The following is a 24,030-nucleotide window of genomic DNA, read 5'->3' on the forward strand; positions in this document are numbered from 1 at the left end:
CTCGAATAATGAACAGGATTTTCTCAACCTTCGGTATTTCGCTATGGATAGCGTTTCTGTCGCCGATGGTACAGGCGGCCAACCTCAAAACGCTGGATGTCGCGGCGCTGCCCGGTGATCGCGTCGAGTTGAAGTTGTCGTTCGATGGGCCGCCGCCGCAGCCCCAGGGTTATACGACAGAGCAGCCTGCGCGGATTGCGCTGGATCTGCCGGGGGTCACCAGTCAGCTGGCGAACAAGAATCGAGACCTGGGCGGCGGCAATGCCCGCAGCGCCACGGTGGTGGAGGCCAAGGACCGCACACGGCTGATCATCAGCCTGACCCAGTTAACCCCGTATAACGCACGCGTCGAAGGCAACAATCTTTTCGTGGTCGTCGGGCAGGGGGGCGGTAGCAAGGCGCCTAAACCGATCACCAGCGCGCCGCGCACAGCCACTGCGACGCCAGCGCCCGCCAGGGTCAATGCCCCCGTGGGCAAAGCCATCCGGGGCGTGGATTTCCAGCGCGGCACCCAGGGTGAAGGCAATGTGGTTATCGATCTGTCGGATCCGTCCATCGCCCCGGACATCCAGGAGCACGATGGCAAGATCATCGTCGGTTTCACCAAGACCCAACTGCCTGAACGGTTGCGCGTGCGCCTCGACGTCAAGGATTTCGCCACGCCGGTGCAGTTCGTCAACGCCAGCGCCACAGGTGATCGGGCCACCATCAGTATCGAGCCCAGCGGCGCCTTCGATTATTCGACCTATCAGACCGACAACAAACTGACCGTCAGCATCCGGCCGATGACTGTCGATGACCTGCAAAAGCGCAATACCGAACGCTTTGCCTACACCGGCGAAAAACTCTCGCTGAATTTTCAGGACATCGATGTGCGCTCGGTGCTGCAACTGATCGCCGATTTCACCAACCTCAATCTAGTGGCCAGTGACACGGTGCAGGGCGGCATCACGTTGCGCCTGCAGAATGTGCCGTGGGATCAGGCGCTGGATCTGGTGTTGAAAACCAAAGGCCTGGATAAGCGCAAGATCGGAAACGTGCTGCTGGTGGCGCCGGCCGATGAAATTGCCGCCCGGGAGCGTCAGGAGCTGGAGTCGCAGAAGCAGATCGCCGAACTGGCGCCTCTGCGTCGCGAACTGTTGCAGGTCAACTACGCCAAGGCCGCCGATATTGCCAAGCTGTTCCAGTCGGTGACCAGTGCCGAGGCGAAAATAGACGAGCGCGGTTCAATCACGGTCGATGAGCGGACCAACAACATCATTGCCTACCAGACCCAGGATCGCCTCGATGAACTGCGCCGCATCGTGGCGCAGCTGGATATTCCGGTGCGTCAGGTAATGATCGAGGCGCGCATCGTCGAAGCTAGCGTTGATTACGACAAGCAGTTGGGCGTGCGATGGGGTGGAAGCAAGACCGGTGGTAATTGGACAGGGTCGGGCGGTGCTTCTCCCGGCAACCCCATTACAGGGCAAAGCACCAGCCAACCCTTTGTTGATCTGGGCGCTACAAGTGCCACGTCCGGGATCGGCATTTCCTTTATCACTGACAACACGCTGCTGGACCTCGAGTTGAGCGCCATGGAAAAAACCGGCAATGGCGAAATTGTTTCGCAACCCAAGGTGGTCACGGCTGATAAGGAAACCGCGAAGATCCTGAAAGGTACTGAAATTCCGTATCCGGAATCCAGTTCCAGCGGCGCGACGTCGGTGACGTTCAAGCCGGCAGTCCTTTCGCTGGAGGTGACCCCGCAGATCACCCCGGACAATCGCATTATCATGGAGGTCAAGGTCACCAAGGATCAGCCGGACTACGCTAACCTAGTCCTTGGGCAGCCGCCGATCAACAAAAACGAAGTCAACGCCAAGGTCCTGATCAACGACGGCGAGACCATCGTCATTGGTGGGGTTTTCTCAAATACTCAGAGCAAGGTTGTAGATAAGGTGCCATTTCTCGGTGATGTGCCGTATCTTGGCCGCCTTTTCCGGCGTGATGTGGTTTCGGAGAAAAAATCCGAGCTGCTGGTCTTTCTCACACCGCGTATCATGAACAATCAGGCGATTGCTGTGAGTCATTGATTCTGTGCGAAATTTGATTCTTGTTGGACCGATGGGGGCTGGAAAAAGCACCATCGGCCGGTTGCTGGCCAAAGAGCTGCGCCTGCCATTCAAAGATTCCGATAAGGAAATTGAATTGCGCACGGGCGCCAATATCCCGTGGATTTTCGATAAGGAAGGCGAACCGGGCTTTCGTGATCGCGAGCAAGCGATGATTGCCGAGCTGTGCGCGTCCGACGGTGTGGTGTTGGCGACCGGCGGCGGAGCGGTGATGCGCGAAGCCAATCGCCGGGCGCTGCATGCCGGTGGTCGAGTGGTCTATCTGCATGCGTCTGTCGAGCAGCAGGTGGGTCGAACGGCCCGCGATCGCAATCGGCCACTGTTGCGCACGGCCGATCCGGCCAAGACCCTGCGGGATTTGCTGGCGATCCGTGATCCGCTGTATCGGGAAATCGCCGACCTTGTGGTGGAAACCGATGAGCGGCCACCGCGGATGGTGGTGCTCGACATTCTCGACCGCTTGCAGCAGCTACCGCCCCGTTAATGCGCGGCGCGAAATGCGCTATCCTCGGCGTCCTGTCGCAGCCGCTCAAGGTTGTGGCGGATGGCTACCGAACGGCGTCACACCAGCGGACGCCGTGGAATTCGTTAACTCAAGGCAGGATGCCTGATTCCATCTTCACTGTGGGGACACATGCAGACACTCAAGGTCGATCTAGGCGAGCGCAGCTACCCGATTCATATTGGCGAAGGTTTGTTGGATCAGCCTGAGCTGCTGGCCCCGCATATCCGCGGACGGCAGGTGGCGATCATCTCCAACGAGACCGTCGCGCCGCTCTACCTCGAGCGTCTGACTCGCAGCCTCGCGCAGTTCTCGGTGATTTCCGTGGTGCTGCCCGACGGCGAAGCCTTCAAGACCTGGGAAACCCTGCAACTGATTTTCGATGGCCTGCTGACCGCACGGCACGACCGCCGCACCACAGTGATCGCTCTCGGCGGCGGAGTGATCGGTGACATGGCCGGTTTTGCGGCCGCCTGCTACCAGCGCGGCGTTGATTTCATCCAGGTGCCGACCACCCTGTTGTCGCAAGTCGACTCCTCGGTGGGCGGCAAAACCGGGATCAATCACCCACTCGGCAAGAACATGGTCGGCGCCTTCTATCAGCCCAATGTGGTGCTGATCGATACCGCCACCCTCAACACCCTGCCGGCCCGCGAACTGTCCGCCGGGCTGGCGGAAGTCATCAAATACGGGCTGATTTGCGACGAGCCGTTCCTGACCTGGCTCGAAGAAAACGTCGATCGCCTGCGCGCCCTGGACCAGGCCGCCCTGACGTACGCCATCGAACGCTCCTGCGCAGCCAAGGCTGCGGTGGTCGGTGCCGACGAGAAAGAGACCGGCGTGCGTGCCACGCTCAACCTGGGCCATACCTTCGGCCACGCGATCGAAACCCATATGGGCTATGGTGTCTGGCTACATGGTGAAGCGGTCGCTGCTGGCACTGTAATGGCTCTGGAAATGTCCGCGCGCCTGGGCTGGATCAGCGAACAGGAACGTGATCGCGGTATTCGTCTGTTCCAGCGTGCCGGCCTGCCGGTCATCCCGCCGCAAGAGATGACTGAAGCCGATTTTCTCGAACACATGGCAATTGACAAGAAAGTGATCGACGGTCGTTTGCGCCTGGTGCTGCTGCGCCACATGGGCGAAGCAGTGGTGACCGACGATTATCCGAAAGAGGTTTTACAGGCCACGCTGGGAGCGGATTACCGCGCCCTGGCTCAGCTTAAAGGTTAATAAGATCCCGATGACTAGTTTGCATGCCGACGAGGCTTTCCTCGGCCATTACCAGTTAAGTCATGACCCTTTCGCTCCACGGGTGCCTGGCTTCAAATTTTTCCCGGCCCAGCGCAAACCGGTGCTGGGGCAGCTGCATCATCTGGCCCGTTACAGCCAGTTGCTGCTGGTGGTCACTGGCCCTCAAGGCAGCGGCAAAACCCTGTTGCGTCAGGCCCTGGTGGCCAGCACCAACAAACAGTCAGTGCAGAGCGTGGTGGTTTCCGCCCGTGGCGCCGGCGATGCTGCTGGTGTATTGAATCAGGTGGCTCAGGCGCTGAACGTTGCCCAGGCCGAGGTCGGTGCGATCCTGGCTCAAGTGGTGCAGCTTGCGCTCACGGGGCAGGAAGTCTATTTGCTGGTGGATGACGCCGAGCAACTCGACGAGTCCGCGCTGGAAGCCTTGCTGGCCCTGGCTGCCGGTGCACCGGAAGGTCGCCCGCACGTGTTCCTGTTCGGCGAGTCCTCGCTGATTGCTCAACTTGAAGCGCTGAGCCTCGAGGAAGAGCGTTTCCACGTCATCGAATTGCAGCCTTACACCGAAGAAGAAACCCGCGAATACCTGGATCAGCGTCTTGAAGGCGCCGGCCGGGGAATCGAACTTTTCACCGCGGATCAGATCTCTGATATTCACGAAAGCTCCGACGGTTGGCCTGGCACTATTAACCAGGTCGCCCGCGATGCGATGATCGAAGCCATGATTGCCAGCCGCTCAGCGGTCAAGCGTCCAAGTATGGGGTTCAACATGCCGAAGAAACACGTATTGGCGATTTCCGCCGTCGTCGTGGTCGCGGTAGCCGCCGCCTGGTTGATGCCGGGTCGCAGCAAAGCACCGACCACCGGCACACCTGCCAACGAACAGGCGCAACTGCCGCTGGGCCAGGGCACGCCACAACCTAACAGTAGCGGCGCTCCAGCCGTGGAATTCGCGGGTAACTCGCAGCCGATGCCATTACCGCTGGTCGGTAACTCGCAGCCGGTGATGCGTGGTCCGTTGGCCGAAGCGGCCGGTGGCATTACCGAAGGTGATGATGGCGTACCCGTCGAAGGCTCCAGCGCCACACCGCCGACCGTGACCACCACCGCGCCGCCGGCAGGCGTTCCGGCGGGGCCTGCGCCGACACCGGCCGCCAAGCCGACGCCTGCGCCGACTCAGGTCGCAACCGCCAAGCCAGTAGCGCCTGTTGCCAAGCCAGCCCCTGCGCCTGCGCCTGTTGCCAAACCGGCTCCAGCGCCCGCCAAGCCGGCCGTCGCGGTCAAACCTGCCGAGAAGCCAGTCACCGTGGCCAAAGCCGCCGGTGGCGGCTGGTACGCAGGTCAGGCGCCGGGTAACTACGTGGTGCAGATCCTTGGCACCAGCTCTGAGGCGACCGCGCAAAGCTTCGTCAAGGAGCAGGGCGGCGAGTACCGTTATTTCAAGAAAGTGCTCAACGGCAAGCCGCTTTACGTCATCACCTACGGTAACTTCGCCAACCGCGATGCAGCCGTTACTGCCATCAAGGCCTTGCCAGCGAAGGTTCAGGCTGGTAAACCTTGGCCTCGCACTGTCGCCAGCGTCCAACAGGAACTGGCAACAACTCGCTGAAGATTCGGCGGCCTTACCCAGGCCGCCTCTCCCGGCACCTCAAAATTTCTGCAAGTGCGCGCTGCCTAAAGGGTCCGCTGGCGCTTGCTGACGACCGCGTTGCGCGCCAACATGCGCGAGGCTGCGTTGCGGGATTTGCCAAGGGAAGAGCCATTGGCAGCATCCCGCGCCTTGCCTCGCACATGTTGGCATCACAACGCGGTTCGTCAGCAAGCACCAGCAGACCCTGGGGCGCGTGCCTTGTGGTGTCTGCGTCACAGTAGTCTTTGAGTCGCTGCGGTCAAAATTAAAAAAGTTTTGACTAGCACAGCATATCGCTTTAAACCTTTCACAAATGCGACATAGATTTGCGACATTTCGTCGTCAAATTTGTGAGCCTCAGTGTCGGTGTGTACAATGACCTCCCTTTTGCCCCGCAAAGCTGGCGTACGTTCGGCGTGGATGGTAACTGGTTGAATTGAAAAGAAATTTGCCTCGATAAGAGGCAGCCTGGTGAGAAAGTGTCTATGAAAGCAGGTCTGTACCAACCAGATGAATTCAAGGATAACTGCGGTTTCGGCCTGATAGCCCATATGCAGGGCGAGCCCAGTCATACCCTTTTGCAAACGGCCATTGAGGCCCTGACCTGCATGACCCACCGCGGTGGGATCAACGCCGACGGCAAGACCGGTGACGGTTGCGGTCTGCTGATTCAAAAGCCGGATGTGTTCCTGCGGGCCATCGCCCAGGAAACCTTTGGCGTCGAACTGCCCAAGCAATATGCCGTGGGCATGGTCTTCTTCAACCAGGATCCGGTAAAAGCCGAAGCTGCTCGCGAGAACATGAACCGCGAGATCCTGGCCGAAGGCCTGACCCTGGTCGGCTGGCGCAAAGTGCCGATCGACACCAGCGTCCTCGGTCGCCTGGCCCTCGAGCGCCTGCCGCAGATCGAACAAGTGTTCATCGGTGGTGAAGGCCTGAGCGATCAGGACATGGCGATCAAGCTGTTCAGCGCCCGTCGTCGTTCGTCCGTGGCCAACGCCGCCGACGTCGATCACTACATCTGCAGCTTTTCCCACAAGACCATTATTTACAAAGGCCTGATGATGCCGGCGGATTTGACCGCCTTCTATCCAGACCTGAGCGACCAGCGCCTGCAAACCTCGATCTGCGTGTTCCACCAGCGCTTTTCGACCAACACGCTGCCGAAATGGCCGCTGGCGCAGCCGTTCCGCTTCCTCGCCCACAACGGCGAGATCAACACCATCACCGGCAACCGCAACTGGGCCCAGGCTCGTCGCACCAAGTTCACCAACGATCTGATGGATCTGGAAGAACTCGGCCCGCTGGTGAACCGCGTCGGTTCCGACTCCTCCAGCATGGACAACATGCTCGAGCTGATGGTTACCGGTGGCATCGACCTGTTCCGTGGCGTGCGGATGATCATTCCGCCTGCGTGGCAGAACGTCGAAACCATGGACCCGGATCTGCGTGCGTTCTACGAATACAACTCGATGCACATGGAGCCGTGGGACGGCCCGGCCGGCGTGGTCATGACCGACGGTCGTTACGCGGTGTGCCTGCTCGACCGTAACGGTCTGCGTCCGGCGCGTTGGGTCACCACCAAGAACGGTTTCATTACCCTGGCCTCGGAAATCGGTGTCTGGAACTACCAGCCCGAAGACGTGATCGCCAAGGGTCGCGTTGGCCCGGGCCAGATCTTTGCCGTGGACACCGAAACCGGTCAGATCCTCGACACCGATGCCATCGACAACCGCTTGAAGTCACGTCATCCATACAAGCAATGGCTGCGCAAGAATGCCCTGCGCATCCAGGCGACCATGGAAGACAACGACCACGGTTCGGCGTTCTACGACGTCGATCAGCTCAAGCAGTACATGAAGATGTATCAGGTCACGTTCGAAGAGCGCGACCAGGTGCTGCGTCCGCTCGGCGAGCAAGGCTACGAAGCCGTCGGCTCGATGGGCGACGATACGCCGATGGCTGTGCTGTCCCAGCGTGTACGCACGCCGTACGACTATTTCCGCCAGCAGTTCGCGCAGGTGACCAACCCGCCGATCGACCCGCTGCGCGAAGCCATCGTCATGTCGCTGGAAGTCTGCCTCGGCGCCGAGCGCAACATCTTCCAGGAGTCGCCGGAACACGCCTCGCGCGTGATCCTCAGCTCGCCGGTCGTTTCCCCGGCCAAGTGGCGTTCGCTGATGAACCTCGATCGCCCGGGCTTCGAGCGTCAGATCATCGACCTCAACTACGACGAGAGCGTCGGCCTCGAAGCGGCGGTGCGTAATGTCGCCGATCAGGCTGAAGAAGCCGTGCGCGCCGGTCGCACCCAGATCGTGCTGAGTGACCGTCATATCGCCCCGGGCAAGCTACCGATTCACGCTTCGCTCGCCACCGGCGCGGTACACCATCGCCTGACCGAAAAAGGCCTGCGTTGCGACTCCAACATCCTGGTAGAAACCGCCACTGCTCGCGATCCGCATCACTTTGCGGTGCTGATCGGCTTCGGTGCTTCGGCAGTTTATCCGTTCCTGGCCTACGAAGTGCTGGGCGACCTGATCCGCACCGGTGAAGTGCTGGGCGACCTCTATGAGGTGTTCAAGAACTACCGCAAAGGGATCACCAAGGGCCTGCTCAAGATCCTGTCGAAGATGGGCATTTCGACCATCACGTCGTATCGCGGTGCGCAGTTGTTCGAAGCCATCGGCCTGTCCGAAGAAGTCTGCGAACTGAGCTTCCGTGGCGTGCCAAGCCGCATCAAGGGTGCGCGCTTCGTCGACATCGAAGCTGAGCAGAAAGCCTTGGCGGCCGAAGCCTGGAGCCCGCGCAAGCCGATCCAGCAGGGCGGTCTGTTGAAGTTCGTCCACGGTGGCGAATATCACGCCTACAACCCGGATGTGGTCAACACCCTGCAAGCCGCTGTGCAGCAGGGCGACTACGCCAAATTCAAGGAATACACGTCACTGGTGGATAACCGCCCGGTGTCGATGATCCGCGACCTGTTCAAGGTCAAGACCCTGGACACGCCGCTGGACATCAGCGAGATCGAACCGCTGGAATCGGTGCTCAAGCGCTTCGACTCCGCGGGCATCTCCCTCGGCGCTCTGTCGCCGGAAGCCCACGAAGCCCTGGCCGAAGCAATGAACCGCCTCGGTGCGCGTTCCAACTCCGGCGAAGGCGGCGAAGACCCGGCGCGCTACGGCACCATCAAGAGCTCGAAAATCAAGCAGGTCGCCACTGGCCGCTTCGGTGTGACCCCGGAATACCTGGTCAACGCTGAAGTGTTGCAGATCAAGGTCGCCCAGGGTGCCAAGCCAGGCGAAGGTGGTCAGTTGCCAGGCGGCAAGGTCAACGGTCTGATCGCCAAGCTGCGTTACGCAGTACCGGGCGTGACCCTGATCTCGCCTCCGCCGCACCACGACATCTATTCGATCGAAGACTTGTCGCAGCTGATTTTCGACCTGAAACAAGTCAACCCGAAGGCACTGGTTTCGGTGAAGCTGGTGGCAGAAGCGGGCGTCGGCACCATCGCTGCCGGTGTGGCCAAGGCCTACGCGGACTTGATCACCATCTCCGGCTACGACGGCGGCACCGGTGCATCGCCACTGACCTCGATCAAATACGCGGGCGCACCGTGGGAGCTAGGCCTGGCCGAAACCCATCAGACCCTGCGTGGCAACGACCTGCGCGGCAAGGTCCGGGTACAGACCGATGGCGGCCTGAAAACCGGCCTCGACGTGATCAAGGCAGCGATCCTCGGTGCTGAAAGCTTCGGCTTCGGCACCGCGCCAATGATCGCCCTGGGCTGCAAGTACCTGCGCATCTGCCACCTGAACAACTGCGCCACCGGCGTCGCGACTCAGAACGAGAAGCTGCGCAAGGATCACTACATCGGTACTGTCGACATGGTGGTGAACTTCTTCACCTACGTCGCCGAAGAAACCCGTGAGTGGCTGGCCAAGCTGGGCGTGCGCTCCCTCGAAGAACTGATCGGCCGTACCGATCTGCTGGAAGTGCTTGAAGGCCAGACCGCCAAGCAAAACCACCTGGACCTGACCCCGTTGCTCGGCAGCGATCATATCCCGGCAGATAAGCCTCAATTCTGCCAGGTCGACCGCAACCCGCCGTTCGACAAAGGCCTGCTGGCCGAGAAAATGGTCGACCTGGCCACTTCGGCCATCAACGACCTGAGCGGCGCCGATTTCGCCCTGGATATCTGCAACTGCGACCGTTCCATCGGCGCGCGGATCTCCGGTGAAATCGCTCGCAAGCACGGCAACCAGGGCATGGCCAATGCGCCGATCACCTTCCGCTTCAAAGGGACGGCGGGTCAGAGCTTCGGTGTGTGGAACGCCGGTGGCCTGAACATGTACCTGGAAGGCGACGCCAACGACTACGTCGGCAAAGGCATGACTGGCGGCAAGCTGGTCATCGTTCCGCCAAAAGGCAGCATCTACAAGACTCAGGACAGTGCCATTATCGGCAACACCTGCCTGTATGGCGCCACCGGCGGCAAGCTGTTCGCCGCCGGCACCGCAGGCGAGCGTTTCGCGGTGCGTAACTCCGGTGCTCACACCGTGGTGGAAGGCACTGGCGATCACTGCTGCGAGTACATGACCGGTGGTTTCGTCTGCGTCTTGGGCAAGACCGGTTACAACTTCGGCTCAGGCATGACCGGCGGTTTCGCCTACGTGCTCGACCAGGACAACACCTTCGTTGACCGGGTCAACCACGAACTGGTGGAAATCCAGCGGATCAGCGGCGAAGCGATGGAAGCCTACCGTAGCCACCTGCAACGCGTGCTGAACGAGTACGTCGAGGAAACCGACAGCGAGTGGGGTCGTGAACTCGCGGAAAACCTCGATGACTACCTGCGCCGTTTCTGGTTGGTCAAGCCAAAGGCTGCCAGCTTGAAAACGTTGCTTTCCAGCACCCGTGCCAACCCGCAGTGATATGCGCCTGAAGAGTTTGATGAGGTTTTAACAATGGCTGAACGTCTGAATAACGACTTCCAGTTCATCGACGTCGGGCGCAAAGATCCGAAGAAGAAACTGTTGCGTCAACGCAAGAAAGAGTTCGTGGAAATCTACGAACCGTTCAAACCCCAGCAGTCGGCCGACCAGGCCCACCGCTGCCTGGGTTGCGGTAACCCGTATTGCGAATGGAAGTGCCCGGTGCACAACTTCATTCCGAACTGGCTGAAACTGGTGGCCGAGGGCAACATCCTCCAGGCCGCCGAGTTGTCGCACCAGACCAACACCTTGCCGGAAGTCTGCGGCCGGGTTTGCCCTCAGGATCGTCTGTGCGAGGGTGCCTGCACCCTCAATGACGGTTTTGGTGCGGTAACCATCGGTTCGGTCGAGAAGTACATCACCGACACCGCGTTCGCCATGGGCTGGCGCCCGGACATGTCCAAGGTCAAGCCGACCGGCAAGCGTGTTGCGGTAATCGGTGCGGGCCCTGCGGGCCTGGGCTGTGCCGACGTGCTGGTGCGCGGCGGTGTGACCCCGGTGGTGTTCGACAAGAACCCGGAAATCGGCGGTCTGCTGACTTTTGGCATCCCCGAGTTCAAGCTGGAAAAGACCGTGCTGAGCAATCGCCGCGAAGTCTTCACCGGCATGGGCATCGAGTTCCGCCTGAACACCGAAGTGGGCAAGGACGTGACCATCGAGCAATTGCTCGAAGAATACGATGCCGTGTTCATGGGCATGGGTACCTACACCTACATGAAGGGCGGCTTTGCCGGTGAAGATCTGCCGGGCGTGTATGACGCGCTCGACTTCCTGATCGCCAACGTCAACCGCAACCTGGGCTTTGAAAAGTCGCCGGAAGATTTCGTCGACATGAAAGGCAAGAAGGTCGTGGTGCTCGGCGGTGGCGACACGGCGATGGACTGCAACCGTACCTCGATTCGCCAGGGCGCCAAGTCGGTGACCTGTGCCTATCGTCGTGACGAAGCGAACATGCCGGGCTCGCGCAAAGAGGTGAAGAACGCCAAGGAAGAAGGCGTGAAATTCCTCTACAACCGCCAGCCGATCGCCATCGTGGGTGAAGACCGCGTCGAAGGTGTGAAGGTGGTCGAGACCCGTCTCGGCGAACCGGACGCCCGTGGTCGTCGCAGCCCCGAGCCGATCCCGGGTTCCGAAGAGATCATCCCGGCCGATGCCGTGGTCATTGCTTTCGGCTTCCGTCCAAGCCCGGCGTCGTGGTTCGAACAGTTCAGCATCCAGACCGACAGCCAGGGCCGCGTCGTGGCGCCGGAACAAGGTCAATACAAGCACCAGACCAGCAACCCGAAAATCTTCGCCGGTGGCGACATGGTGCGCGGTTCCGACCTGGTGGTAACGGCGATCTTCGAAGGCCGCAATGCCGCTGAAGGGATCCTGGATTACCTGGGCGTCTAAACCCCCGCACTGATCGTTCCCACGCTCCGCGTGGGAATGCCCCCATGGACGCTCTGCGTCCGCTCTTAAAGTCGTGACGCAGAGCGTCACAGGATGCATTCCCACGCAGAGCGTGGGAACGATCTGGCGAGTGAAACCGCGACAAATTGACCCGATAGACAAAAGGATCGGCTCTTGCCGTGCCTTTTGCGTCGCGCTCTGAGAAAATGCCCGCACTTTTTTTCCGGATGCCGACATGACTGCCCTGAAGAACGACCGTTTCCTTCGCGCCCTGCTCAAGCAACCCGTAGACGTCACCCCCGTGTGGATGATGCGCCAGGCCGGTCGCTACCTGCCTGAATACCGCGCCAGCCGTGCCAAGGCCGGTGACTTCATGAGCCTGTGCATGAACCCGGCGTTCGCTTGCGAAGTCACGATGCAGCCGCTCGACCGCTATCCACAACTGGATGCGGCGATCCTCTTCTCCGACATCCTGACCATCCCCGACGCCATGGGCCAGGGCCTGTACTTCGAAACCGGAGAAGGTCCGCGCTTCAAGAAAGTCGTCAGCACCCTGGCCGACATCGAAGCCCTGCCGATTCCTGATCCACAGAAAGACCTCGGCTACGTCATGGACGCGGTCAGCACCATTCGCCGCGAACTGAACGGCCGCGTGCCGCTGATCGGCTTCTCCGGCAGCCCGTGGACCCTGGCCACCTACATGGTCGAAGGCGGCTCGTCGAAAGACTTCCGCAAGACCAAGGCCATGCTCTACGACAACCCGCAAGCCATGCACCTGCTGCTGGACAAGCTCGCACAGTCGGTCACCTCTTACCTCAACGGCCAGATCATGGCCGGTGCGCAGGCGGTGCAGATCTTCGACACCTGGGGCGGTAACCTCTCGGCGGCGGCCTATCAGGAATTCTCCCTGGCCTACATGCGCAAAATCGTCAGCGGCCTGATCCGTGAACACGAAGGCCGCAAAGTGCCGGTCATCCTGTTCACCAAAAACGGTGGCCTGTGGCTGGAAAGCATTGCCGACGCAGGCGCGGATGCGCTGGGCCTGGACTGGACCTGCGACATTGGCGAAGCCCGCCAACGCGTCGGCAGCAAAGTCGCCCTGCAAGGCAACATGGACCCAACCGTGCTCTACGCCAAGCCAGAAGCCATCCGCACCGAAGTCGGCCGCATTCTCGCCAGCTACGGCAAGGGCAGCGGCCACGTGTTCAATCTTGGCCATGGCATCACGCCGGAAGTCGACCCGGAACATGCTGGGGCGTTCCTGCGCGCGGTGCATGAACTGTCGGCGCAGTATCACGAGTGATCGCTGCCCGATAATGAAAACGCCCGGCATCTGCCGGGCGTTTTTGTATGAGGTACCAGATCGTACACGGTCAATGTGGGAGCGAGCCTGCTCGCGAATAGGTCGGCACATCCAACTGAGATGTTTGCTGACAGACCGCTTTCGCGAGCAGGCTCGCTCCCACAGGGTTTTGCATCAGGCCTTTACATCGCCCAACGGCGGCAACTTCGCCAGTTTCAACGCCACCAACAGCGCGATCACCAACAACCCGCCAATAAACAACCCGATCCCGTTCCAGCCACCCAGGTGCCAGGCCACTCCGCCCGCCGTACCCGCGATACTCGACCCGGCGTAATAACTGAACAGGTACAGCGACGACGCCTGGCCCTTGGCTTTGATCGCCCGGCGGCCGATCCAGCTGCTGGCCACGGAGTGGGCGCCGAAGAAGCCAAAGGCGAAGATCAGCATGCCGAGGATCACCAGTGGCAACGGCGTGAGCAGGGTCAGGGCGACGCCCGCGAGCATGACCACAATGGTTGCCCAGAGCACTTTGCGCCGGCCGAGCTGGTCGGCCAGGGCGCCGATTTTCGCCGAGCTGTAGATGCCCGACAGGTACACCACCGAGAGCATCCCGACGAAGGCCTGATCCATGTGATACGGCTCGGCCAGCAAGCGATAGCCGATGTAGTTGAACAGGGTGACGAACGCGCCCATCAGCACGAACGCTTCAACAAACAGCAACGGCAGGCCGGCATCGCGAAAGTGCATGGTGAAGCCGTCCAGCAAGCTGCGTGGATGCAGCGAGCGAGCACGGAAGTTGCGTGACTCGGGGAGGATTTTCCAGAACACCGCTGCGGCAATCAGCGCCAGGCCACCGATGACCAGCATCGCCGTGTGCCAGCTGACGAAGTCGATCAGTACCCCGACGATCAACCGTCCACACATGCCGCCGATGGCGTTGCCACCGATGTACAAACCCATGGCCAGGCCGATGTGCTGCGGGTGGATCTCTTCGCTCAGGTAAGTCATCGCCACCGCCGCCAGACCGCTCAACGACAGCCCCACCAGCGCCCGCATCACCAGCACGCCTTGCCAGCTCGGGATCATCGCGCTGGCCATGGTGCAGAGGGCTGCGGCGAACAGCGCGGCGACCATCACCGGTTTACGCCCGATGCGATCGGAGATGGGACCGGTGATCAGCAAGCCGATGGCGAGCATGCCGGTGGCGACCGACAGAATCAGGCTGCTCTGGGCCGCGTTGATGGAAAACTCGCGGGACAACAGCGGCATCATCGGTTGCACGCAGTAGAGCAGGGCAAAGGTCGCGAAGCCGCCGGAGAACAGCGCCAGCACCGTGCGCATGAACATCGGCGTGCCTTTTTCAATGTAGATCTCGTTTAGCTCGGTGACGACATCGTCCCGCGCGGCGGGCGGAATTTCATGGGCGAGTGGGGCGACAGCAGTTTTCACTTCAAACCTCGGAGGGCGCAGCCGGTCAGGCAATGAAAAAATCATATAGCTGGCTAATGATTCAATCCAATATATTGTTCGACCTGTTTGATAGGTTTTACGACCTAATGGAGTTTTCATGGAATTGCGCCACCTGCGCTACTTCATCGCCGTCGCCGAAGAACTGCATTTCGGCCGCGCCGCCCAGGTGCTGGGCATCTCGCAACCTCCGTTGAGCCAGCAGATTCAGGCGCTGGAGCAGGAGGTGGGCGCGCGATTGTTCGAACGGACCAATCGTCGGGTCGAACTCAGTGAGGCCGGTCGGCTGTTTCTGGAAGAGGCGCGGCTGGTGTTGGCTCAGGTCGACAAAGCGGCGGATGTGGCACGACGGGCACAACTCGGTGAATTGGGTGAACTGAAGATCGGCTTCACCTCGTCGGCGCCCTTCAACTCGACCATTCCCCAGGCGATTTTTTCGTTTCGCCAGCGCTTCCCGGCGGTGCACCTGAACCTAAGGGAAATGAGCAGCACCCAAGTGGCCGATGCGCTGGTGGACGAGTCGATCGAAGTTGGCATCATGCGACCGCTGGGCTTGCCGGACTCCCTCAGCGTGGTGGAACTGATGCGCGAGCCACTGGTGGCGGTACTCAGCTCCAAGCATCCACTGGTGAACGGCAGCGAAGAGGGCCTGTTCCTGTCAGCCCTTGCCCTCGAACCGTTCGTATTTTTCCCACGCAGCTATGGCAGCGGTCTGTATGCACAATTGCTCAGCCTGGCCCGAGATGCCGGCTTCAGCCCGCACTTCGCCCAGGAGGCTGGCGAGGCAATGACCATCATCGGGCTGGTGGCGGCGGGGCTTGGGGTGTCGGTGTTACCGGCGTCTTATCAGCGGATGCGTATCGACGGTGTGGTGTATCGGCCTTTGCTCGATCCGGAAGCGGTGTCGGCGGTGTGGCTGGTGCAGCGCAAGGATCAGAAGTCGCCGATGGCCAAGGCGTTTGTGGAGTTGTTGACGCGTAAGGTTGAGCCTTTGAAGCCGTAACAACGGGTGACCTCACTGAGGTCACCCGTTTTTCTTTCCTAAGCACTACACCGAGACCCGCACCTGCAATCGTCGACCAATGACATCCATCAAATCGCAACCGTCGCGCAATGACGTCACCAACACCCGCGCCAGCTCACTGTGAACGCCCTCGCTAGACGCGAAATTTTCCAGCAGTTGGGTCGCGGTGCGAATGCGATAGGCCGCTGTTTCGTGCAACACGTCCAGCGGTGCTTCGGTGTCGATCACCAACGATGCGATGGTGCAGTCGATGCCGGTGATAGGCATATATCGATCCATGACAAAAAACCTCCATTTGGTAACAGAACGGTACTACTCAGCATTGGCTGTTTGACGGAACTGCGGATGACCCATCGGCCAGGTCCAGTTTGTCTAGCACCCGATTGACCAATAACTCCCCCAGCACGGCCAGTTGCTGGATGGCCAACGCCACATTGCGGCGCGAGCCTTCCAGTTCGCCGGCCAGATCGGTGCTCATGACATTCAGCGAGGCAAGGGTTTCGCAGGCGTGACAGAGCAGGGATTCCGTGTCGGCATCCGGGACAATGGTGAAGACGTGGCTGACAGGGTCGGGACGGTCTGGATTGCGCAGGCGGGCGCTGACGCGGCGTTCGGTGATTTCGGAGAGCTTGGGTAAATCGACGGTGTTGTCGGATGATGGATTTTGCGAATCCGAGGGGGTAGGGGGGATCTTTTTCATATTGGAATTCCCTTAAAAATTTAAGAAACCACTAACCCCATGCAGTAAGCCAAGATTGATTGGCGGCGTGCAAAGGAGAGTGGAACGGTAGATTTATTACCAGAAAATTCTATTTAATTAATCAAATAAATGAACATCTGCATAATTAAATGATTCATTTCTTGTCAGGTAAATTCTGTAGGAAATTGCTGTGGGAAATGGCCGTGGGAAGTTTCGCTAAGTTGAGTGGTTAATAGCAATAGAACGACATTCCAAGAGTCGGGAGTGAAATATCATTTAACGATTGTTTGCCATGTTTGCGACATTAATTTTTGTACAACTCCTAGAGGTATAGGATGCTGATATCTCACAGCGGCACCTCTGTAGTTTTCAGTAAGGGCGTGCAGTTGGTTCAAGCTATAAATGGTTGATATTTAATGTATAAGAAAGAAAAAACAGAAAACTTGAAGAATAATATTAAATACTTGATAAAGAGTCGCGGAGAGACGCAACTGTCCTTGTGCAATGCGAGTGGGCTGACTCGGACCACGATATATAATATCTTGGAAGGGCGGGTGGTGAACGTTCAACAATCTACGATTAGAAAAATTTCTGATTTCTTTGGTGTCTCTTATAAGGAGATAGAGACTGTTGATTTTGAAGAAAGGGACATCATAGAAAGTAGTGTATCTTTGCAAGGTAATATGAATCCAGCAGCCGTCCCTATCATTAAAGAGAGCTTGCTTGAGCAGAGTCTTGGCAAGAGGATTGGCGAGTTGGTCGTAACCCATCCGCTGACTTACTACTTCGGTACGGCCTGCAATTTAATCGGTGTGCTTCTGGAAAATGAAATTAGCGGTGTGAATGAGTCGGGGGATTTGTTAATAGTCAAGAAGGGCTTGTCGAGTAGCAATAAAGAAAAATTGGTGTACGACAAGGCGACGAAACGGTTGTTCATAACCAGTGAGCCTTGCTGTTGCTCTGATGTTGTTCTTGTAATTGGGGAGGTAATGGAGGAGAGGTTCAATGGATAGTGTTTCGGAAAACAGAAGGTATAAGCTGTTAGGGTTCGAGAATAGTAAGAGGCTTGCCGTTGTCATGGTTGTCTCAACGGGAAAGGTCATAAAAGTTAAGCTCGATGAGTTATTAAAAAGTGAAATGGTGGATGATTTAAGCAGGTCGGAGATAAAGTCGGTGTACAGGAAGTTTTATTCTGGCGGGGCTGCATTGACGGCGTATGAGGTAAATGATCGGCATGAAAAGTTGTGGATGGTTTATGTCGCTCTCAATCTACTGCTTTTTGCGCTATATATTTTTACTAATATTGCTGCGACAAAGCTTGTGTATATCGAATCGATTGGTGTTGTCGTAACTCCCGGAGTTTTTCTGTACCCACTTACATTTTTAATAGTCGATATGTTAAATGAGTTTTATGGCCTTAGATTGGCAAGAAAAGCCATTCTATTTGCATTCGCAAGTAATTCGCTCATTACTATTTTGCTGAGTGCGACCAGCTATCTTCCTGGCTTGTCAGGTTGGAAGCTTGATGCGCCTTACAGCGAAGTCGTGACGCACGTGTCCTCGGTGTTGGTAGCGTCCTCTGTATCTTTTATTTTTTCTGAATATGCAAATTCTTTTTTGCTGAGCAAAATAAAGGAGCTTACGAATGCAAGATTGTTATTTTTGCGTGTGTTTTTAAGTACGTTTTTTGCGGTGATAATAGACAGTTTTATTTTTTGTTTTATTGCGTTTTACGGAACGATGACAAATGCGGAGATACTTAATATTGTTTATGTCCAGGTCGCCATAAAGATGTGTTTCGCTGTTTTTAACGTTTTGCCTGCGTATGGAGCAAGGTCCTTATTTAAGAGGTATGTAGCTGGAACACAGGCTGCGTAAAAGGCAGGGGGGAGCTCCCCCTGCACTGCTAAATGCTATTTAATGTGCAGTTTTTCTTTCAGGCTTTTCATCACCGTTGATTTGTTTTTGAGATACTCATTAAAGCCTTCTGCTCGAAGATTGCACGCGTCACAGTCACCACATCCACTGCCTTTTATTCCGTTGTAGCAAGTCAGTGTGTGGTGCCGAATTAATTCAAACTTTCCATGGTGATCGGCCAAAGCCCAAATTTCAGACTTGTTTAGCCACATGAGTGGGGTTTCAATTCGTAATTTATAGTCCATCCCCAATTCAACGGCGTTATTTATAGCCTTGATGAATTCATTCCTGCAATCCGGATAGCCTGAAAAGTCGGTTTCACAAACACCTGTGATTACAGTTGTGGCGCCAACTTGATAGGCATAAATAGAAGCTAGCGTTAAAAACAGAATATTCCGGCCAGGTACGAAAGTGTTTGGCAGGCTCTCCCCTGAACTGGCGGTGGTAGGGACTGGAATGTTGTCGCGAGTCAGGCTGCTGATAGCTAACTCGTTTAATAATGAAACGTCGAGCACCTTGTGCACTGTCACACCAAGTTTTGCCGAAAGCTGTTGCGCCACTTCAATCTCTGCACGATGGCGCTGACCATAATCAAACGTAATGCAGTGTATTTCATCATAGGTTTGCAATGCGTGGATCAAGCAAGTTGTTGAGTCTTGTCCACCACTAAAAACGATGACTGCCTTGTTATTCATACTTTCTCATCCTTGGGTAGTCCCGGGGGACATTGACCCTACCGCGAAGCTAAAGCTCTGGCTGTGGGACGTTTCCGAAATGACATACTCCGTTTTCTCTATGTTTCATTTGTTTGCCGAGGACGCAGATGTGGCGAGCCCGCTGCTTGATTCAGAAGTGTCGGCGGTGTGATTAATGCAACGCAAGAATCAGAAGTCGCCGATGGCCAGGGCGTTTGTTGAATTGCTGACGCGTAAGGTTGAAGGGATGTGATCAGCGTTTAAAAGATCGCAGCCTTCGGCAGCTCCTACGCCGATCGATGTAGGAGCTGTCGAGTGAAACGAGGCTGCGATCTTTTGATCCTGATGTTCAAGGCACTGCACCAGCCCCCAGGCATCAACGCAATCGGTAACGGCTGAGTGTGTCGCGGTTAGTCTGTTTCAGGCGTTACTGAACCTTCGCCAAATCCCCTTTCAACGCAACGCCCGCCATGATTGCCCCGGCGTGGCACTCATAGGTCTTGGCATCTTTGCGCTCATTTTTCTTGTAGAAGCTGACGATGTTGGTCACGGCGTTGGCGCCGGCGTTCTTCGCCGCTTGGTGCAGGCTGATGATTGCCGATTGCGCGACCCATTCGCAGGCCACTTCGTCAGACTTGTTGAAGGCGTTGGTTTTCTTGTTGGTTACGGCACCGGCGCTGAGGACGGTGACGTTGCCTGCCGGCGTGGTGCCGGCCAGGTAGAACTTCACGCTGCCATCGATTTTGCCGGCACGGGTCGCTTCGGCGACTGCTTTGTCAAAGGGCAGATACACCGCCGTGTCACGTGCCTGGCTGATGCCCGGCAACGCGCAGATCAGCAGGGTGGCGGCGGTAGCGAGTTTCTTGAAGTGCATGGAGGTCTCCTTGACCCTAAGTAGTTCGATTACGACCAGCGGCGGAAAATCAACGAGGTGTTGACCCCACCAAAAGCGAAATTGTTGTTCATCACATACTGGTTGCTCATCTGCCGGAATTCACCGCGCAGATAATCGAGCTTGCCGCACTGCGGATCGACCTCGTCGAGGTTGAAGGTGTGCACGTACTGGTCGCGGTTCATCATTTCGATACTGAACCAGGATTCCAGCGCGCCGCAGGCTCCCAGGGTGTGACCGAGGAAACTCTTTTGCGAACTGATTGGCATGTGTTCGCCGAACAACGCGCTGGTCGCCAGTGTTTCGGCAATGTCGCCCTGTTCTGTAGCGGTGCCATGACCATTCACATAGCCGATGGCCGAAGGCTGCAGTCCGGCATCTTCCAGTGCGAGCTCCATGGCTCGGCGCATGGTGAGCTGCTCCGGACGGGTGGCGTGCTGACCGTCGGCGTTGCTGCCGAAACCGACGATCTCGGCGTGGATGCGGGCACCGCGCGCCAAGGCGTGTTCGAGTTCTTCGAGCACCAGCATGCCGCCGCCTTCACCGATCACCAGGCCATCGCGGCCGGCGTCGTAAGGGCGCGGGCTGGTTTGCGGGGCATCGTTTTTCAGGCTGGTGGCGTAGAGCGCATCGAACACCATGGCTTCGGTCGGGCACAGCTCTTCGGCGCCGCCGGCGAGCATCAGCGGCAGGCGGCCGAACTTGATCGACTCGTAGGCGTAACCGACGCCCTGGCTGCCGCTGGTGCAGGCGCTGGAGGTTGGGATCAGTCGGCCAGTGAGGCCGAAGAAGATGCTGATATTCGCTGCCGTGGTGTGCGGCATCATCCGCACGTAGGAGTTGGCGTTCAGGCCTTCGGCCACCGAGTTGAGCAGCATGTTGCCGAACGCCTTGATTTCGTCGGTGCTGCCGGTGGACGAGCCGCAGGATACGCCCATGCGCCCGTCCTTGATCGATTCGTCACCCAGCAACCCGGCGTCCGCCAAGGCTTGTTCCGCCGCGCCGACCGCCAGCCGTGATACCCGGCCCATGCTGCGCAGTTGCTTGCGCGTCCAGTGGCCGGGGACCTGGAAGTCGTCGATCGGCCCGGCCAGACGGGTGTTGAGTTCGGTAAAGCGATCCCACTCGTCCATGCGACGGATGCCGCTGCGGTTGGCGGCGAAGTTGGCGGCGATGGTGTCCCAGTCGCTGCCCAGTGAGGTGATGCCGGCCATGCCGGTGACGACGACGCGCTTCATCAGCACAGGCCTCCGTTGACGGCCAGAACCTGCCGGGTGATGTACGACGCTTCCGCCGACATCAGGAAATTCACTGCACCGGCCACCTCTTCCGGGGTGCCCATGCGTTGTGCGGGGATCATTTTCATCAATTCTTCCACCGGCACGTTTTCATCGAGCATCGCCGTGTCGATCAGGCCGGGTGCGACACAGTTAACAGTGATTTTGCGCTTGCCCAGTTCAATCGCCAACGCTTTGGCCGCGCCGATCAAACCGGCCTTGGACGCACTGTAATTGACCTGCCCGCGATTGCCGATCAGCCCGGATACCGAAGTAATGCAGACAATCCGCCCGGCGGCGCGACGACGAATCATCGGCATCATCACCGGGTGCAGCACGTTGTAGAAACCGTCGAGATTGGTGCGCATCACCACATCCCAATCCTCCTCGCTCAGGGCCGGAAAAGCACCGTCGCGGGTCAGGCCGGCGTTGAGTACCACGCCGTAATAAGCACCATGGGCTTCGACATCGGCTTCGAGGATAGCCTTGCAACCCGCTCGGTCGCTGACGTCGAATTGCAGGATGCGCGCGTTACGCCCCAGGGCCTCGACTTCGGCTTTAACCGCTTCGGCGTCCGCCAGGCCGCTGCGGCAGTGCAGCACGATGTCATGCCCGGCCCGGGCCAGACGCAACGCGATGGCGCGGCCGATACCACGGCTGGAGCCGGTGACCAGTACGGATTCAGTCATCACTCGACTCCTTGGGGTTCGTGAAGATATTGAGCGGCTTGAGGCGGGCGGAACACGTTCAGCCGGGCGGTGGCGTGGATGCCGGGGGCGGTGATGTGGCATTCGAACACACCCATGCCGTTGTCGTCTTCCAGCGAGCGTATCCCGTGGATGGTCAGCTCGGTGCCGGCGGGGAAGTGCTCCACGTTGCATTCGAATTTACGGGTGCCGAGCAGGAAACCCAACTCCACCGCATTGCCTTTCTGGCGCGCATGGCAGCCGGCGTAAGCGGCGACGCTCTGGGCCATCAGCTCGATGCCTATCCAGGCCGGCAGACTGCCGTCGGGGCGATTGAACAGGCCGCCGGGTTTGACGGTGAGTCGGGTGTGAATCTGCTCGTCATCGAACGACAGGATCTGCTCGATGAGGATCATGTCGCCGGCATGGGGCAGCAGTTCGGCGAGCGGCCAGGCAATCATGGGGCGTCTCCGATAATCAGGCTGACGTTATTGCCACCGAAGGCAAAGGAATTGCTCATCAGGTAGCGAGGTGCAATGGACGTCAGGTGGTCGGACGAGGTCACCCAATGCAAGGCTGGCAATTCGGTGTCGGGCTGACCGTCCCAGACGTGGGGCGGCAAGGCATGCTCGCGGTTATCCGCGCTCAGGCTCAACCAGCAGAACGCCGCTTCCAGGGCGCCGGCGGCACCGAGGGTGTGGCCGGTCATCGGTTTGGTCGACGAGCAGGGCACGCCTTGCGGGAACAGCGTCGTCACGGCCAGGCTTTCCATGGCGTCGTTGTGTTGGGTGGCGGTGCCGTGCAGGTTCAGGTAGTCGATCTGCTGTGAATGCAGACCCGCGCGGCTCAAGGCTTTGCGCATCGCTTGCAGGGCGCCGCGGCCGGTCGGTTCCGGCGCGGAAATATGGTGCGCATCGGAGCTGGCGCCACTGCCGAGCAGGGCAATCGATTGGCTGCTGTCGGCGGTTTTGCTCATCAGGAACAACACGGCGGCTTCGCCGATATTGATGCCGTTGCGGTTCGCCGAAAACGGGTTGCAGCGCTGTTCGGATACCGCTTCCAGGGCCGAGAAGCCGTTGAGGGTCAGCTTGCACAAGCTGTCGACGCCACCACACAACACGGCGTCGCACATACCCAGGTCGAGCAAGCGTTGGGCGCTCATCAGCGCGCGGGCGCTGGAGGTGCAGGCGGTGGAAATCACATAAGCCGGGCCGCTCAATTGCAGCCAGTCGGCGAGAAACGTCGCCGGTGCTCCGAGCTCTTGCTGCTGATAGTCATAATCGGCGGGGAACTGATGCTCACGGATGTAATGGGCCAGGCCGCGGCTGGCCTCATCGATGCCCGAGGTGCTGGTGCCCAGAATGACGCCGATACGGTCGCGGCCGTAGGTCTGGATCGCCTGTTCGATGTCTTGGCGAATTTGCAGCGCGGCCTCCAGCAGCAATTGATTATTGCGACTGCCTTGACGAGCCAGCTCAGCTGGAATCGGCGCCAGCTCACCACGCACCGCCGCCACTGGCAACGAGCGCTCCGCCACCCAGCCGGCCTCGTTGCGCATGCCCGAGCAATCGCCGGCAAACAGGTTGCGGGCGACTTCCTGCTTGTCACGGCCGAGGGCGCAGATCACCCCGAGGGCGTTCAGGTAAGCGGTCATGGCGTGTTCTCGCCTAACGGAGTGATGCGGTAGTGTGGGCCTTGGGACACGTTCAATTCAAAGCTCAGTGGTTGTGACAAGCCGGGTGGTGAGTAGCGGATGTTCCAGCGTGGTGACAAGGACCGTTGCCCGTCATGCTGGCGGGCGGCGGGATAGTTGCCGTGCAACTCGCCTGCAGGGGTCAGCGCAAACAACAAGGCGGCGAACAGTTCCCGGGCTTCCGGATTGGGCGGTAGCAAGCCGTCAGCCTGCCACTGGCCATCGATCAGTTTCTGCCGTGCCACGGGAATCCCCAAAGGGTCCATCATCGACCAGCGAATACCAGGGCCTTCACGCTGGATCACCAGCAGCCAGTCCTGACGTTGCTCGGCCATCTGCCGTTCGATGTGCAGTTGCAGCGGCAATGCCAGGTGCGGGGTTCGCTCGGGCAGCGGTGCCTGGCTGGCGCAGGCGCTCAGCAACAGGGCACAGCTGAGCAGCAGAAAGCGGATCAGCACCGCAGACCCTGTGGGAGCGAGCCTGCTCGCGAATGCGTCGG

20 protein-coding genes and 1 pseudogene are annotated in these 24,030 nt (G+C 58.7%); 11 read left to right on the forward strand and 10 right to left on the reverse strand.

The window, feature by feature from the left end; translation table 11 throughout:
* Positions 1-8 precede the first annotated feature (8 nt).
* From pilQ to hemE, 7 genes are all read left to right on the forward strand, one after another.
* Positions 9-2,075 carry a type IV pilus secretin PilQ gene (pilQ, locus tag AACY49_RS15415; RefSeq protein WP_339524844.1) on the forward strand — a complete coding sequence of 689 codons (2,067 nt, stop codon included), beginning with the start codon at positions 9-11 and terminating at the stop codon, positions 2,073-2,075.
* A 4-nt stretch (positions 2,076-2,079) separates the two neighbouring features.
* Complete coding sequence (gene aroK / locus AACY49_RS15420) at positions 2,080-2,598, forward strand: shikimate kinase AroK (RefSeq protein ID WP_258697930.1); 519 nt, start codon at positions 2,080-2,082, stop codon at positions 2,596-2,598.
* A 150-nt stretch (positions 2,599-2,748) separates the two neighbouring features.
* The gene (gene aroB, locus AACY49_RS15425; RefSeq protein ID WP_258697929.1) at positions 2,749-3,849 is read left to right on the forward strand and encodes a 3-dehydroquinate synthase; all 1,101 of its coding nucleotides are present in this window, start codon (positions 2,749-2,751) and stop codon (positions 3,847-3,849) included.
* A 10-nt stretch (positions 3,850-3,859) separates the two neighbouring features.
* Complete coding sequence (locus tag AACY49_RS15430; protein ID WP_258697928.1) at positions 3,860-5,473, forward strand: AAA family ATPase; 1,614 nt, start codon at positions 3,860-3,862, stop codon at positions 5,471-5,473.
* Positions 5,474-5,979: 506 nt separating this feature from the next.
* Positions 5,980-10,425, forward strand: a complete 4,446-nt coding sequence (gltB, locus tag AACY49_RS15435) for a glutamate synthase large subunit (protein WP_339524847.1) — start codon at positions 5,980-5,982, stop codon at positions 10,423-10,425.
* A gap of 33 nt (positions 10,426-10,458) precedes the next feature.
* On the forward strand, positions 10,459-11,877 hold the full coding sequence (locus tag AACY49_RS15440) for an FAD-dependent oxidoreductase (RefSeq protein ID WP_105340576.1): 1,419 nt from the start codon (positions 10,459-10,461) through the stop codon (positions 11,875-11,877).
* Between the two features lie 235 nt (positions 11,878-12,112).
* A complete protein-coding gene (gene hemE / locus AACY49_RS15445; RefSeq protein ID WP_258697926.1) occupies positions 12,113-13,180 on the forward strand; it encodes a uroporphyrinogen decarboxylase in 1,068 nt (355 codons plus the stop codon).
* A gap of 174 nt (positions 13,181-13,354) precedes the next feature.
* Here the strand turns inward: hemE and AACY49_RS15450 are convergent, their stop codons facing one another.
* Positions 13,355-14,596, reverse strand: coding sequence for an MFS transporter (locus tag AACY49_RS15450; protein ID WP_445262644.1), 1,242 nt, complete (start codon positions 14,594-14,596; stop codon positions 13,355-13,357).
* 151 nt (positions 14,597-14,747) lie between these two features.
* Between AACY49_RS15450 and AACY49_RS15455 the strand changes: the two genes are divergently transcribed.
* Entirely contained in the window at positions 14,748-15,650 is a 903-nt protein-coding gene (locus AACY49_RS15455) for a LysR family transcriptional regulator (RefSeq protein ID WP_008009190.1), read from the forward strand.
* Between the two features lie 45 nt (positions 15,651-15,695).
* Here the strand turns inward: AACY49_RS15455 and AACY49_RS15460 are convergent, their stop codons facing one another.
* Together AACY49_RS15460 and AACY49_RS15465 are read right to left on the reverse strand one after the other, a co-directional pair.
* Positions 15,696-15,950, reverse strand: a complete 255-nt coding sequence (locus AACY49_RS15460) for a hypothetical protein (RefSeq protein ID WP_258697924.1) — start codon at positions 15,948-15,950, stop codon at positions 15,696-15,698.
* Between the two features lie 37 nt (positions 15,951-15,987).
* Entirely contained in the window at positions 15,988-16,371 is a 384-nt protein-coding gene (locus AACY49_RS15465) for a DUF6124 family protein (RefSeq protein ID WP_258697923.1), read from the reverse strand.
* Between the two features lie 416 nt (positions 16,372-16,787).
* Between AACY49_RS15465 and AACY49_RS15470 the strand changes: the two genes are divergently transcribed.
* Together AACY49_RS15470 and AACY49_RS15475 are read left to right on the forward strand one after the other, a co-directional pair.
* On the forward strand, positions 16,788-17,384 hold the full coding sequence (locus AACY49_RS15470) for a helix-turn-helix transcriptional regulator (protein ID WP_339524856.1): 597 nt from the start codon (positions 16,788-16,790) through the stop codon (positions 17,382-17,384).
* The gene (locus AACY49_RS15475; RefSeq protein WP_339524858.1) at positions 17,377-18,249 is read left to right on the forward strand and encodes a queuosine precursor transporter; all 873 of its coding nucleotides are present in this window, start codon (positions 17,377-17,379) and stop codon (positions 18,247-18,249) included. The genes AACY49_RS15470 and AACY49_RS15475 overlap by 8 nt, the downstream gene beginning before the upstream one ends.
* 35 nt (positions 18,250-18,284) lie before the next feature.
* On the opposite strand, the gene queC is transcribed toward AACY49_RS15475, so the two are convergent.
* The gene (gene queC / locus AACY49_RS15480) at positions 18,285-18,983 is read right to left on the reverse strand and encodes a 7-cyano-7-deazaguanine synthase QueC (RefSeq protein WP_339524860.1); all 699 of its coding nucleotides are present in this window, start codon (positions 18,981-18,983) and stop codon (positions 18,285-18,287) included.
* 121 nt (positions 18,984-19,104) lie between these two features.
* Here queC and AACY49_RS15485 point away from each other — a divergent pair.
* Positions 19,105-19,236: pseudogene (locus tag AACY49_RS15485) on the forward strand (LysR family transcriptional regulator); the annotation flags it as partial.
* 174 nt (positions 19,237-19,410) lie between these two features.
* Here AACY49_RS15485 and AACY49_RS15490 read toward each other — a convergent pair.
* The 6 genes from AACY49_RS15490 to AACY49_RS15515 are packed head-to-tail and all read right to left on the reverse strand — an operon-like array spanning position 19,411 to position 23,986.
* Positions 19,411-19,857 (reverse strand): excinuclease, encoded by a 447-nt coding sequence (locus AACY49_RS15490; RefSeq protein WP_258697919.1) that lies wholly within the window; start codon positions 19,855-19,857, stop codon positions 19,411-19,413.
* Positions 19,858-19,886: 29 nt separating this feature from the next.
* The gene (locus AACY49_RS15495) at positions 19,887-21,113 is read right to left on the reverse strand and encodes a beta-ketoacyl-ACP synthase (RefSeq protein WP_339524863.1); all 1,227 of its coding nucleotides are present in this window, start codon (positions 21,111-21,113) and stop codon (positions 19,887-19,889) included.
* Positions 21,113-21,841: a 3-oxoacyl-ACP reductase FabG gene (gene fabG / locus AACY49_RS15500; protein ID WP_258697917.1), complete on the reverse strand. Its 729-nt coding sequence runs from the start codon at positions 21,839-21,841 to the stop codon at positions 21,113-21,115. Before fabG ends, AACY49_RS15495 begins: the two co-directional genes overlap by 1 nt.
* Positions 21,841-22,299 carry a hotdog family protein gene (locus tag AACY49_RS15505; RefSeq protein ID WP_339524865.1) on the reverse strand — a complete coding sequence of 153 codons (459 nt, stop codon included), beginning with the start codon at positions 22,297-22,299 and terminating at the stop codon, positions 21,841-21,843. The genes fabG and AACY49_RS15505 overlap by 1 nt, the downstream gene beginning before the upstream one ends.
* A complete protein-coding gene (locus AACY49_RS15510; RefSeq protein WP_339524867.1) occupies positions 22,296-23,492 on the reverse strand; it encodes a beta-ketoacyl-[acyl-carrier-protein] synthase family protein in 1,197 nt (398 codons plus the stop codon). Before AACY49_RS15510 ends, AACY49_RS15505 begins: the two co-directional genes overlap by 4 nt.
* A complete protein-coding gene (locus AACY49_RS15515; RefSeq protein ID WP_320394566.1) occupies positions 23,489-23,986 on the reverse strand; it encodes a DUF3261 domain-containing protein in 498 nt (165 codons plus the stop codon). Before AACY49_RS15515 ends, AACY49_RS15510 begins: the two co-directional genes overlap by 4 nt.
* Positions 23,987-24,030 lie beyond the last annotated feature (44 nt).

The organism is Pseudomonas sp. EL_65y_Pfl2_R96 (assembly GCF_963970905.1).
Taxonomy (GTDB): domain Bacteria; phylum Pseudomonadota; class Gammaproteobacteria; order Pseudomonadales; family Pseudomonadaceae; genus Aquipseudomonas.